Source organism: Rhodococcus sp. NPDC060084 (assembly GCF_042730335.1).
Lineage (GTDB): Bacteria > Actinomycetota > Actinomycetes > Mycobacteriales > Mycobacteriaceae > Rhodococcus.
Genome location: NZ_JBHWWX010000027.1, coordinates 1 through 13029, shown reverse-complemented (window position 1 = coordinate 13029; position 13029 = coordinate 1). Strand labels below are relative to the sequence as shown.

The window sequence follows — 13029 nt, the reverse complement described above, 5'->3', positions numbered from 1 at the left end:
ACGCCGGTCAGTTGTCCAGCAACGCTACGATCGACGCCTGATCGACGTCCCCGAGCGTGGCAGGCGACCACTGCGGATTGCGATCCTTGTCGACGAGCACGGAGCGAACTCCCTCCGCGAAGTCGGGTGTGAGGGCGATCCGCACCGCGACCCCGAGTTCCCGGGTGAAGCACTCCTCCAAGGTGCTTTCGGCACCTCGCCGCAACAGTTCCGCGGTGACCCAGACACTCGTCGGCGACAGCGCCGTCAGCGCGTCGCGTGTCTTCTCCGCCCAGGCGGTGTCGATATCGGGGTCGTCGGAGAGACGAGCCAGCATGTCCAGCACGGTCCCGTCACCGAAGACCGCCTCGATATCGGTGAAACGCCGCGCCAGATCCGATTCGGGGGCCGGTTCGACGTACTCGTCGAGCGCGTCCTGCCAGTGCCCCGCCCTGATCCGGTCGGCCAGTTCGCCGATGCGTGCGCTCGGCACATAGTGCGTCGCGAGTCCGACCGCGAGTGCGTCGCCCGCGTCGATCCGCGCGCCGGTGGTGCCCAGGTACATGCCGACGGCGTCGCAACGCGCCGTGGTTCCGCGCAGCCGGGGAAGGAAGTGGCTCGAACCGACGTCGGGAATGAAACCGATCGCCGTCTCCGGCATGGCGAAGGTCGACTTCTCGGTCGCGATGCGCATTGCTCCGTGCACCGAGATCCCCAGTCCCCCACCCATCGTCACGCCGTCGAGCAGCGCCAGGTAGGGCTTGGGGTAGGTCGCGACGAGCCGGTCGAGCCGGTATTCGTCCGAGAAGTAGCCGCGGACGGTGTCGGCGTCGCCCTGCACCGCCGCCTCCCGCACCGGCTTGATGTCACCCCCCGCACAGAACGCGCGATCGGACAGGCTGGTGACCAGGACGGCCGTGATCTCTGGATCGTCGCGCCATGCCTCCAGCGGGGCGTACATGTCGCGGATCATCGACCGGTCGAGCGCGTTGAGTGCAACCGCCCGGTCGAGCTGCACCTCGCCGACACCATTGGCGACGCGTGTGCGGATGAAGGAGTCGTTCACGGGCCGGAGCCTACCGGTCGTCCGCCCGTAGTGCGGTATGCCCGGGCCGGTTCCCGCCCTACGGAAACAGCTGTTCGTGCGTCCACGTCGTACCGTCCCGGCGGTAGCGCAGCCGCCGGTGCCGGCGGCCCGGGTCGGCCTGCCAGAACTCGACGGTGGTGGCCTCGAGACACCACGCTCTCCAGTGGGGCGACACCCACGCCGGATCGGCGTCCAGCGCCTCGAGCCGCTCACTCACCACACGGTCGTAGTCACGCGGGTCGTCGAGGATCTCACTCTGCAGACCGGTCGACGCGACCGCACGGGCCAGCGGCGACCGTTCGACGAAGTCGCGCCCACACACTTCGGAGCCGCCGGAACGCACCGGCCCCCGCACCCTGATCTGACGGCCGTGCTCACGCCAGTAGAACGTCAGTGCCGCAGCGGCCGTCGCGCCCAGGTGGCGTCCCTTCGGGGACCGGTTGTCGCCCGAGAACCACCAGCCGTCCGCGGTGACATCCTTGAGAAGCAGGGTCCGGGCATCGGGCACCCCGTCCTCGTCGACGGTCGACAGCGTCGTCGCATGCGGCTCTGCGATGCCGGCGTCCACGGCGTCCGTCAGCCACTGCAGAAACAGATCCTGGGGTCGCGGGGTCACCGGACGCTCCGGCGGTGGCTGCGTGGCGAACACCGGGATCGCCCTGACCCAGGCGCGTACGTCGGGGTACTTCTCGAGGTGCGGGATCTCGGCCACCCGGGAAGCGTAACGGCCCGAGGTCGGATAACGGCCCGAGTCACGGGGCGACGAGGTCAGTCCTCTCCCGTCGCCGCGTCGCCGGTGAGCGGACCCACCAGCATCCATCGGTGACCGAACGGATCGAGCAGGGTCGCGTTGCGATGACCGTGGCTTTCGTTGATCCAGCGTTCCACCGACCCTCCGGCGGTGCGGGCGCGGGCGAGAACGGCGTCCGCGTCGCCGACCGGAAGCATCAAGCTCACCGAGGTGGCACCGGACTGGGGCGCGGTCAGTCCCATCTCGGGAAACTCCTCGGCGAGGTACACCATCCCCGTCGGAAGGCTCAGTTCGGCGTGACCGATCCGCCCGTCCTCCATCACCACCGGCTCACCGACGAGAGAGGCACCGAAAACGCCGGTGTACCAATCGATTGCGTCCTGAGCCCGCGAGACGGTGAGGTACGGCAGAGCGCCGATGGCCGGGAATTCGTCGTCGGAGATGTTCGACACGAGGCTCTCCGTTCGGTTACGAGGCGCGAGGCTGGTTCGACAGCATCGCGCGCCGGTTCGTGTTCAGCCGGAAGTTGGGCAGGTCGGACAGGAAAGTCACCGTCTCCCAGTTGCGTTCGTAACCGGTGTGGCAGATGCGCCACTTCCCGTCGTCGCTCAGCACGTACCGGTCGTAGTAGTGTGCCGACCCGCGCATCAGTATCCCGTCCTCGGGCACCATGACCGTGTCGGCCAGCAGCCACACCCCGGTGGCCCTCGTGCCGTCGGCCGAGATCTCGATCTCAGGGTGGCTGCAATGGTGCTCGGTGACCATCCGGGTGCCGAGCGTGTTCTCGAGGAAACCGATGAACGCGTCGCGCGACTCGAAACTGAGATGTTCGCCGTACACCGCCGTGGCGTCGGGCATCATGGTGTCGGACAGTTCGGTCCAGGATTTGGTGTCCAGCGCACGCAGGTAGCGGTACTTCAGTCGCTCGATCGCCGCCACCGCCGCCAGATCCATCGCGCGCCTCCTGTCACGAGGTACCTGCAGGTACCGTTCTCAGGCTAGTCCGGAAATGTTTCGGCGGGCGTGCAATTCGGAGACTCACGGCGGGGCTCGATTGCGTTTCGGTTACAGGACCGGGACGAGAGTCACGACGGTGGCCGGAGCCCGCGGACGGTGGTCTCCACGACGAGTTCGGCGTAGGCATCGTCCTCGGCGGGTTCGGGCGTGGTGAGGGCGAACAGCGCGTGACTCAGGACCGCACCGGTCACCAATTCGAGAAGCAGTGTCGCCGAGGTGTCCGCCGGCAGATCACCGCGCTCGACCGCACGGTGCACGATCGTGCGTGCGGCGAGCAGGCGGCTCTTGTTGAGCGTGTGGGTCAGCCGCGCGAGCAACTCCGGATTGACCCGGGCGTCGAGGGCGACGCGAAGACTGACCAGTCCCGGCGTGGTGCGATACCCCTGCAAAAGCTGGCGCGCGAGCTCGACGAGGTCCGATCGGAGATCTCCGGTGTCGATCGGCACCGGCAGGGGGCTGCGTGCCTCGAGAGCCTGGACGAGCAGGTCGTCCTTGCTCTCCCACCGGCGGTAGAGGGCGGCTCTGCCCACCCGGGCACGCCGGCCCACCGCGTCGAGGGTGAAGCCGCGCCAGCTCGTCTCCGAGTACACCTCGAGTACCGCGTCGAACACCCGGTCCTCGAGGTCGGCGTCGCGGGGCCGCCCGCGGCGGCGCGGGGCTGCTACATCTGTCACCACCCGAGTGTGCCAGACCTGGTCCACATTTACAGACTGAAACAGTCCGTATTAGGCTGTGGACGTCCCTCCCCGACGAAGTACTCGAAGGAACGCCATGACAGACCCCACCCGGGTTCCCGTCGTGATCGGCGTCGGCGACCTGCGCTCCGGCCGCGCCGGTTCGCCCGCCGACCCACGCGAACCGCTCGACCTCATTCATGAGGCCACCGCGTCCGCGTTGACCGACACCGGTGTCGATCGCGACGCTCTCGTCTCGCGCATCGACACCATCCGGGCCATCAAGACGGCAAGCTGGTCCTACGACGATCTGCCCGGCCTTCTCGGCGAGCGACTCGGCGCGCGAGCCGTCCACACGTCGACGACCCCCATCGGTGGGCACTGGCCGGCGGCACTGCTCGACCGCATCGCGCACGACATCGCGCACGGCACGAGCGGTGTCGCGTTGCTCGTCGGCGGCGAAGCCCAGGCCTCGGTGACCAACGCCTTCAAGCAGGGCACCGATCCGGCATCGCTCGGCTGGACGACCGCTCCCGGCGGCCCGCCCGCGTTCGATCCCGACGACCTCGGCAGCCCCGCCATGCAGCGGGCCGGAATGATCGCTCCCACCCGGGTCTACCCGCTCTTCGAGAACCGGCTCAGCCACGAATTGGGACACACGCGCGAGCAGTCGATCGACTGGTCCGCCGAGCTGTACGCGGCGTTCTCGGAGATCGCCGGCAACAACCCGGCTGCATGGAACCCGACCCTGCGCACCGCCGACGACATCCGCACCGCCGGACCCGGCAACCGCATGGTCACCGACCCGTACCCGCTGCTGTGCAACGCGATGCCGTTCGTCGACCAGGCAGCCGCCGTGGTCGTCACCTCGCTCGCGACGGCCCGGGAACTCGGCGTCGCCGACGACCATCTGCTCTACGTGTGGGGTGGCGCCGGAGCCACGGAGACCCCGGACGTCCTCGCCCGGGCAGAACTCGGCCGCTCCGCCGCGCTCGCGGATGCCCTGCGCCGCACCCTCGAGGCCACCGACCTTCGGCCCGCCGACTTCGACATCGTCGACGCGTACAGCTGCTTCCCCGTCGTACCCAAACTGCTCGTCGAGCACCTGGGCCTGCCCCGCGACACGGTTCCGTCGGTCACCGGTGGGCATTCGTTCTTCGGCGGGCCCCTCAACAGCTACACGCTGCACTCGATCGTCGCGGTCGCGCAGCGACTCCGCCGCGACGGCGAACTCGCCCTCGTACACGGCAACGGCGGATACCTGACGTACCAGCACGTCGTGGTGCTCGGGTGCGCCCCGCACACCGAGGGTTACGTGGGCGATCCCGAACCCGTCCAGCTGCCGGCGACCGCACCCGAAACGGCCCTCGACTACACCGGTGACGTCGAGATCGTCACCGCCACCGCCGAATACGGTCGCGACGGCAACCCGTCCGTCGGATTCCTCGTCGGCACCACACCCGACGGCCGTCGCGTGTCGGGCCACACAGACGCGGAAGGCGCCGCGATCCTGTCGGCCGGCGCGGACCTCATCGGCACCGTCGTGCACGTGACCGACAACGGCGGGCAACTCACCGTTGCCCGCATCGACACCACTTCCTCCGAGGAGCACCCGCAGTGACCGACCCGATCGTTCTCGTCGAACAGCGCGACCACACGCTGATCGTCACCATCAACCGCCCCAAGGCCGCCAACAGCATCAACGCGGACGTGCACCGCGCGCTCGGTGAGGCCTGGGAGCGTGCCGCCGACGACCGCACCGTGCGCGCCGTGGTTCTCACCGGTGCGGGCGACGCCGTGTTCTGCGGCGGTGCCGATCTCAAGGCCCTCGGCACGGCAGGACCGGACGGTGTCACCCCGCCCGACACGGCACACTGGGGATTCGCCGGTGTCGTCAAGCACCACATCGCGAAGCCGATCATCGCCGCTGTCAACGGCACCGCACTCGGCGGCGGCACCGAACTCGCCCTCGCCAGCGATCTCGTGGTCGCCTCCGACACAGCCGAATTCGGTCTCCCCGAGGTGCACCGCGGGCTCATCGCCGGCGCGGGCGGCGTGTTCCGCATCGGACAGGCGATCCCGCGGGCGATCGCGATGGAACTCGTCCTCACCGGGAAGCCGATGCCGGCCGCCGACGCGCTGCGCTGGGGCCTCGTCAACCGGGTCGTGCCGCAAGCCGACGTGCTGACCACCGCGCTGGATCTCGCCGCACAGATCGCGGCGGGGGCACCGCTGGCCGTACAGGCGAGCAAGACGGTGGCACGCGGGATCGTCGACGGTCATGTCTCCGCGGAAGACCATTCGTGGGACCTGACCGAAAAGGCCCTCGCACGGCTCACCACCAGCGCCGACACCCTCGAAGGCGTCATGGCCTTCATGCAGAAGCGTGAACCCGTCTGGAAGGGCGAATGACGATGACCACCACCGAAGCGCTGCGCTGGGACACCGACGAGCAGAAGGCACTGCGGCAACTCGCCGCCGACTTCACCCGCAAGGAGATCCTCCCCCATCTCGACACGTGGGAGCGTGAGGGTTCCATCCCGCGCGAACTCCATCGCAAAGCCGCGGACGCCGGACTTCTCGGGGCCTCCGTCGCCGAAGAGCACGGCGGTTCCGGTGGCAACGCCCTCGACATGCTCACGATTCTCGAGCAGATCATCCTCTCGGGCGGATCGTCGGGCCTGATCTCCGCGCTGTTCAGCCACGGAATCGCGACCCCGCACATCATCGCCTCCGGCAACACCGACCTCATCGACCGGTACGCGCGGCCCGCGCTCGAAGGCAGGATGATCGGGTCGCTCGCCATCACCGAGCCCAGCGGTGGTTCCGATGTCGCGAACATCCGCACCACCGCTCGCCGCGAGGGCGACGAGTACGTCATCAACGGCGCCAAGCTGTACATCACCTCGGGCACCCGCGCGGACTTCGTCACCACCGCGGTCCGCACCGGCGACGCGGGCGCCGGCGGTATCTCGTTGATCGTCGTTCCCACCGACACACCGGGTTTCACGGTCTCGCGCAAGCTCGACAAGATGGGCTGGCTGTGCTCGGACACCGCCGAACTGTTCTACGACGACGTGCGTGTCCCCGTCTCGAACCTCATCGGTGCGGAGAACTCCGCCTTCGGCCAGATCGCCCAGCAGTTCCAGGGCGAGCGGCTGTCGCTGGCCTTCCAGGCCGTCGCCACCGCGCAGCGTTGCTTCGATCTCACCGTCGACTGGGTCAAGTCCCGCGAGACCATGGGACGGCCGCTGTCGAAGCGGCAGGTCGTGCGGCATCGCCTCGCAGAACTCGCCACCGAGATCACTGCGGCACAGACATTCTGCCGCTCGGTCGCGGAACGCTGGGCCAACGGCGAGGGCATGCTGCTCGAAACGTCCATGGCGAAGAACAACGCCGTGAAGGTGTGCGACACCGCCGTGATGGAAGCGGTTCAGCTCGCCGGCGGCATCGGCCTGATGCGCGAGAGCGAGGTCGAGCGCCACTTCCGCGACGCGCGCGTCCTCGGAATCGGTGGCGGCACAACCGAGATCATGAACGAGATCATCAGCAAGCTGCTGGGCTTGTAACCCTGCGGATGTGAACCGATATGCCGGCGGCCGAGGACTTCGGCCGTCGGCATATCGCTGTCAACGCAATGCCCGGCGGTGTCCCGCACGGCCACGGTGCCGCAGGACTTCGAGTCCCGCCACCGCTGCCGCCGCGACGACCACGTGCATCGTCACCAGCGCGGCAGTGCTCGCGGTGTCGAAATCGGCCACGACGGTCCCCTGGATCGTGGCGAGGGGCAGCAGTGCCCCCACGACCTGCGCGATCCGCAGGAACCCGCTCCACCACAGACTCAGCAGTGCCGCGAGGGCAAGTCCGGCCGCGAGCGGGCCCGCGGTCATGAGCACGACACCACCGGGCGCCGCCGAAGCTACGGTCCCGGCGTCGGTGTGCTCGAACGAACCGCCGGCGGCGAGCCCGACGAGCCACACGACGAGATTGACCACGAGCGCAAGCAGCACGGTCGCCACCACGACGACGAGCCTGTCCGGAACGCGCACAGCGGCGGAGACAGAAGACGATCGAGAAGTTTCGGACGCAGTCATGAATCCTCCTGAAGGGTGCTGTCATTCGACGACACCCATCGTCCGACCTCGAGTCGGCTCGAGGTCAAGACCTCGACCGAGCCCGGTGACGGTGGAGGTCAGCCCACGTCTTCGGCGAGCTCCATCCACTGCTCCTCCGCGGCTTCCTTCTCCGCGACCACCTCACGAAGCTCGGCATCGAGCTTCTGCAGCTTGTCGGGATCGGTAGCGGCCTCGGCCAGACGGACGTGCAGCTTCGCCTCGCGCTCGTCGAGCTTGGCGATCGCCCGTTCGAGGCGCGAGAGTTCCTTGCGAGCCGCCCGCTCGGCTGCCCCGTCGCGCTTCGCCGGCGTCGCTCCCCCGGTGTCACCCGGCTTGGAGACGGTCGACGCCACGGACACCACGCCCTCGTCGCCCATGGCCGCGCGCCGGCGGAGATATTCCTCGATGCCGCCGGGAAGGTTGGTCAGCTTCCCGTCACCGAAGAGCGCCCACGTCGAATCACAGATGCGCTCGATCAGGAACCGGTCGTGGCTGATGACGACGAGCGTGCCGGCCCAGCCGTCGAGCAGGTCCTCGAGCTGCTGCAGCGTATCGATGTCGAGATCGTTGGTGGGCTCGTCGAGCAGGAGAACGTTGGGCTCGGCCATGAGTACCCGGGTGAGCTGCAGTCGGCGTCGCTCACCTCCGGACAGGTCGCCCACCGGTGTGCGCTGCCGTGCCGGTGTGAAGCCCAGACGCTCCGCGAGCTGGCCGGCCGAGACCTCCTTGTCGCCCAGCATGATCCGCTCGGCCACATCCTTGACCGCGTCGAGTACCCGCATGTCGGTGGGAAGGTCGTCGAGTTCCTGCCGCAGCCAGCCGATTTCGACCGTCTGCCCCTGGATACGCCGGCCCGACGACGGTTCGAGTTCCCCGGCGAGGGTGCGCAGCAGGGTCGTCTTGCCCGACCCGTTGACGCCGACCAGACCGATCCGCTCCCCCGGTCCGAGCCGCCACGTCAGGTCGTGCACGAGTTCGCGGCCGTCCGGGGTCGTCAGGGTCGCGTTCTCGAGTTCGATGACGACGCGGCCCAGCCGACGCTTGGCGAACGAGGCCAGCGCCACCGAGTCGCGCGGCGGCGGCACGTTCGCGATCAGCGCCTCCGCCGACTCGATGCGGTAGCGCGGCTTCGACGTACGGGCCGGTGCCCCGCGACGCAACCACGCCAGTTCCTTGCGTGCGAGGTTCTGGCGCCGTTCCTCCATGGCGTCGGCCTGGCGCGACCGCTCGGCCCGCGCGAAGATCCAGTCGTTGTAGCCACCCTCGTAGGTTTCGACCTTGCCGCCCACGACCTCCCAGGTCCGGGTGGCCACGGTGTCGAGGAACCAGCGATCGTGGGTGACGACCACGAGGGCACTTCGCCGGGAGATCAGATGCTCGGCGAGCCACTGGACACCCTCGACGTCGAGGTGGTTGGTGGGCTCGTCGAGCACGAGCAGATCGAGATCCTGAACGAGCGCGGCCGCGAGCGCGACCCGGCGGCGCTCGCCACCCGACAGCCCGTCCACGACGGCGTCCAGGCCGAGCTTGTCGATGCCGATCCCGGTCAGCACCGACCGGATCCGCGAGTTGCCGGCCCACTCGTGGTCTGCGACGCCGAGCGGTCCGAGAACCACTTCCGCGACCGTCGATCCGGGGGGCAGCACACCGCGCTGCGTCACCACGGCCATGCGGAGGCCGCCGACCCGGCTCACGCGCCCGGAGTCGGGCGCCTCCACGCCGGCGAGGACCTCGAGCATGGTGGTCTTTCCGCCGCCGTTGAGGCCGACCACGCCGATGCGCTCGCCCTCCTGCACGCCGAGAGACACCGATTCGAGCAGCGGCTTGACGCCGAAGGACTTCGAGACCTGTTCGAGATTGATCAGATTCGCCACGTGGAGCATTGCCTTCCGGAGTGTTCAGTTCAGTGATGTGCGGTATCGGTGTCGAGCACGACGCGGGCGCCCGGCACCGGGCCGGTTGCGAGGCGCACCGTGCGGCACACGCCCGCCCCCGCCAGTTCGGCGCTCACGGTGACCGCGGCGTGATGGTCTGCGACGAGGAACGCGCAGGTCGGCCCGGAGCCGGACACCAGGCCCGCGAGCGCGCCCGCGTCGACGCCCGCGCGGAGAGTGCGACGGAGTTTGGGATCGAGTGAGAGCGCAGCGGCCTGCAGATCGTTGCCGAGCAGCGGCGCGAGTTCGTGCGGGTCGCCGGACGCGAGTGCCGACAGGACGTCGTCGGAACTGCCGACGCGCTGGGGATCGCCCCCTGCACGCAGGCCATCGAGTTCGCGAAAGACGACAGGTGTGGACAGGCCACCCTTCGCCAACGCCAGGACCCAGTGGAATGTTCCCCGGGTGAGCACCGGCACGAGCCGTTCACCGCGACCTGTGCCGAGGGCGGTGCCGCCGTGCAAGCAGAACGGCACGTCGCTGCCGAGCTGGGCGGCAAGTCCGTCGAGTTCCTCGCGGGACGCTCCCAGTCCCCACAGGGCGTCGAGGGCGACGAGCGTCGCGGCCGCATCCGCACTGCCGCCGGCCATACCACCGGCGACGGGAATGCCCTTGGCGATGGTGATCGCCACCTCGGGTGCGCGGCCCGCGCGTTCGGCGAGCAGTTCTGCGGCACGCCACGCGAGGTTGGTCGAATCGGTGGGCACCGCGCCGGCGTCGGCACCGGTGACGTGCACGCTGAGAGTGTCCGAACCCACCACCGAGACCTCGTCGTAGAGCGACAGTGCCTGGAAGACGGTGTGCAGATCGTGATAGCCGTCCGGGCGCAGATCGCCCACCGCCAGATGCAGATTGACCTTGGACGGGGCCCGTACGGTGACGGGGGCCGGAACGACGGAAAGCACGAGTACACAGCTTACCCGCGTGCTGATACCGGGCCGGACCGCCGCTCGGTGAGCGGATGCATCGAGGCGCCCGCCTCAGATGCCGAGGACCACCTTCGCGATCATGAAGTACACGAGCAGGCCCGTCGCGTCGACGAAGGTCGTGATGAACGGGTTGGAGAACACCGCCGGATCGGCGCGGACCGCGCGTGCCAGCATGGGCATCACTCCGCCGACTGAGGCGGCCATGGTGCAGATGCCGAGCAGGGTCAATCCGATGACCAGACCCATCGACGGCTCGTAGAGCAGGGTGACCAGGACGAAACCCCCGGTCCCGAGCAGCAGTCCGAGCGACAATCCCACGCTCAGCTCACGCAGGAACACCTTCCAGACGTCGCGCGGAGTCACGTCGTTGAGAGCGAGGGCACGTGTGACGGTCGTCGCCGCCTGGTTACCGGTGTTGCCGCCCGTGCCGATGAGCAACGGGATGAACAGCGCCAGCGCGACCATCTGCCCCAGCGTCGCCTCGAAGACCTCGAGGACCTGCACCGTCAGCGACGCACCGATGGCCAGCACGAGCAGCCACACGACGCGGGAACGCACGATGGCGAACACCGGAGTGGCCAGATACGGCTGCCGGAGCGGTTCGGTGCCGCTGATGCGCGCCTGGTCTTCGCTGTCGGAGTCTTCGAGAATCCGCAGCGCGTCGTCGAAGGTGAAGATTCCGACGAGCCGGGTCTCACTGTCGACCACGGGCAGCGCGAGCCGCTTGAGGTCGGCGCAGCGCCGCGCAGCCTGTTCGCTGTCCTCGGTGGCGTACGCCCAGTCCGGGCGTCCGGCGATATCGGCGATCAGCGCGTCGCGGGGGGCTTTGAGCAGGTCGCGCAGGCTCACCACGCCCACGAGGACCCGCGCGCGATCGGTCACCGGAAGCGTGTAGATCGTCTCCGCGTCCTCGATCCGCCGCTCGAGTTTGTCGAGGGTCTCGGCAACTGTGAGGTCGGGGTGGGTGACGACGTATTCCGGGCTCATCCGGCGCCCGATCGATCCGCGCGGATACCCGAGGATCTCGGCGGTGAGATCGCGCTGGTCGGGCGGCAGGCCGTGGAGCAGTTTCCCGGCGACCGTCGCGGGCAGTTCGTCGAGCAGACCGACCCGGTCGTCGGGCTCGAGTTCGGCGAACAGCGCGGCGACGTCGTCGTCCTGGAGCGCGCCGACGAGGCTGCCCTGAAGTGCGGGGTCGAGTCCCTCGAACACGGTCATGGCGCGGTCCTTGGAGAGCAACCGGTACACGATCGCGCGTTGCGTCGGGTCGAGTCGTTCGAGGACGTCGACGACCTGTCCGGTGGTGAGTTCGCCGAGAACGTCGGTCAGCGCCGGCAGATCGGTGCGCGCGAGCGCGGCCTCGACCGCCTTGACTGCGGACTCGCCTCCTGCAACGCGGGACTCACTCACCGTTGCACCTTATCGAAGGAACCATGTCGGGCTTCGGCCCGATGAGGACACCTACGGTCCGCAATTCGTGCGAGGGTCGATCCATGCGTGAAACCTCGGCCCGACTGTTGCGCCTTCTCTCGCTTCTCCAGATGCGACGGGAATGGTCCGGCAGCGAACTCGCCGACCGACTCCGGATCACGACGCGCACGGTCCGGCGGGATGTGGAGAAGCTGAGGGAACTCGGGTATCCGGTGGAGGCGACCGTGGGAGTCGGTGGCGGTTACCGGCTGGGAGCCGGCGCGGAGATGCCGCCGCTGCTGCTCGACGACGACGAGGTCGTCGCCGTCGCGTTGGCGTTGCGCGCGGGCGCCACCCACGCGGTCACCGGGATCGGCGACGCCGAAGCTCGGGCCCTCGTGAAACTGCGGCAGGTCATGCCGTCACGGATCCGTATCCGGCTCGAAGCGTTGCAGGTGGACGTGGTGGACCGCGGTCCTGCCGAGTCGGCGGTGGACGCGGCTCTGCTGTCCACCATCGCGTCGGTGTGTCACGCCCACGAGCGGTTGCGATTCGACTACCGCACCCATAACGGGGCGTCGTCACGGCGCGAGGTCGAGCCGCATCGGGTGGTGCGTGCCGGACTGCGCTGGTATCTCGTGGCGTGGGATCTCCAGCGCGACGAGTGGCGTTCGTTCCGCGTGGATCGGATGGAGCCGAAGATTCCCACCGGACCTCGCTTCACTCCTCGTGACCTTCCGGCGGGTGGGGCCGCGGAGTTCGTCTCGAGGGGGATCGTGAGCGGCACGTGGGTGGTGACCGCCAGGATCCTGTTTCATGCACCGTTCGAAGCGGTCGCGCCGAAAGTGGACGAGCGGTGGGGCACGATCGAACCCGTGGACGACGATCACTGCGCGGTGGTCCTGGGCGGAAGCTCGCTCGAGTCGATTGCGCCGTGGCTCGCGGCATTCGACGTCGACTTCACCGTGCTCGACCCACCGGAACTGCGGGAGGCGTGTGGGCGGGCTGCCAGGCATCACGCGGCGATCGCCGAGCGGTACCTACGGGCGTGACCCGGCGGTACCGAACTCGTTGGGGCCCGAAGGTGAAGTGGCGGGCGGCGGCGGACAGGAGCCGGGTGACGTTGTGGTGGG

13 protein-coding genes are annotated in these 13029 nt (G+C 68.8%); 4 read left to right on the top strand and 9 right to left on the bottom strand.

Going from position 1 to position 13029, the window contains the following annotated elements:
• Window positions 1-7: 7 nt before the first annotated feature.
• The 5 genes from ACFWBU_RS14610 to ACFWBU_RS14590 form a co-directional block, all read right to left on the bottom strand.
• Window positions 8-1045: an enoyl-CoA hydratase/isomerase family protein gene (locus tag ACFWBU_RS14610; protein ID WP_169621495.1), complete on the bottom strand. Its 1038-nt coding sequence runs from the start codon at window positions 1043-1045 to the stop codon at window positions 8-10.
• Between the two features lie 58 nt (window positions 1046-1103).
• Window positions 1104-1778: a pyridoxal 5'-phosphate synthase gene (locus tag ACFWBU_RS14605; RefSeq protein ID WP_296551007.1), complete on the bottom strand. Its 675-nt coding sequence runs from the start codon at window positions 1776-1778 to the stop codon at window positions 1104-1106.
• A 56-nt stretch (window positions 1779-1834) separates the two neighbouring features.
• Complete coding sequence (locus ACFWBU_RS14600; RefSeq protein ID WP_378528595.1) at window positions 1835-2269, bottom strand: VOC family protein; 435 nt, start codon at window positions 2267-2269, stop codon at window positions 1835-1837.
• Window positions 2270-2285: 16 nt separating this feature from the next.
• Window positions 2286-2771, bottom strand: coding sequence for a nuclear transport factor 2 family protein (locus ACFWBU_RS14595; protein WP_378528594.1), 486 nt, complete (start codon window positions 2769-2771; stop codon window positions 2286-2288).
• Between the two features lie 131 nt (window positions 2772-2902).
• Entirely contained in the window at window positions 2903-3508 is a 606-nt protein-coding gene (locus ACFWBU_RS14590) for a TetR/AcrR family transcriptional regulator (protein WP_378528593.1), read from the bottom strand.
• 97 nt (window positions 3509-3605) lie between these two features.
• On the opposite strand from ACFWBU_RS14590, the gene ACFWBU_RS14585 reads away from it, so the two are divergent.
• The 3 genes from ACFWBU_RS14585 to ACFWBU_RS14575 are packed head-to-tail and all read left to right on the top strand — an operon-like array spanning window position 3606 to window position 7077.
• On the top strand, window positions 3606-5129 hold the full coding sequence (locus ACFWBU_RS14585) for an acetyl-CoA acetyltransferase (protein ID WP_378528592.1): 1524 nt from the start codon (window positions 3606-3608) through the stop codon (window positions 5127-5129).
• Window positions 5126-5920: an enoyl-CoA hydratase/isomerase family protein gene (locus tag ACFWBU_RS14580; RefSeq protein ID WP_378528591.1), complete on the top strand. Its 795-nt coding sequence runs from the start codon at window positions 5126-5128 to the stop codon at window positions 5918-5920. Before ACFWBU_RS14585 ends, ACFWBU_RS14580 begins: the two co-directional genes overlap by 4 nt.
• A 2-nt stretch (window positions 5921-5922) precedes the next feature.
• A complete protein-coding gene (locus tag ACFWBU_RS14575) occupies window positions 5923-7077 on the top strand; it encodes an acyl-CoA dehydrogenase family protein (RefSeq protein ID WP_169621489.1) in 1155 nt (384 codons plus the stop codon).
• A gap of 60 nt (window positions 7078-7137) precedes the next feature.
• Here ACFWBU_RS14575 and ACFWBU_RS14570 read toward each other — a convergent pair whose 3' ends face one another.
• The 4 genes from ACFWBU_RS14570 to mgtE form a co-directional block, all read right to left on the bottom strand.
• Window positions 7138-7602, bottom strand: a complete 465-nt coding sequence (locus ACFWBU_RS14570) for a DUF6069 family protein (RefSeq protein ID WP_378528590.1) — start codon at window positions 7600-7602, stop codon at window positions 7138-7140.
• 98 nt (window positions 7603-7700) lie between these two features.
• Window positions 7701-9497 carry an ABC-F family ATP-binding cassette domain-containing protein gene (locus ACFWBU_RS14565; protein WP_296551004.1) on the bottom strand — a complete coding sequence of 599 codons (1797 nt, stop codon included), beginning with the start codon at window positions 9495-9497 and terminating at the stop codon, window positions 7701-7703.
• 29 nt (window positions 9498-9526) lie between these two features.
• Complete coding sequence (locus ACFWBU_RS14560; protein WP_378528589.1) at window positions 9527-10462, bottom strand: 4-(cytidine 5'-diphospho)-2-C-methyl-D-erythritol kinase; 936 nt, start codon at window positions 10460-10462, stop codon at window positions 9527-9529.
• Between the two features lie 75 nt (window positions 10463-10537).
• Complete coding sequence (mgtE, locus tag ACFWBU_RS14555) at window positions 10538-11896, bottom strand: magnesium transporter (RefSeq protein ID WP_378528588.1); 1359 nt, start codon at window positions 11894-11896, stop codon at window positions 10538-10540.
• 83 nt (window positions 11897-11979) lie between these two features.
• Here mgtE and ACFWBU_RS14550 point away from each other — a divergent pair, with 83 nt between their 5' ends.
• A complete protein-coding gene (locus ACFWBU_RS14550; RefSeq protein WP_378528587.1) occupies window positions 11980-12948 on the top strand; it encodes a helix-turn-helix transcriptional regulator in 969 nt (322 codons plus the stop codon).
• Window positions 12949-13029 lie beyond the last annotated feature (81 nt).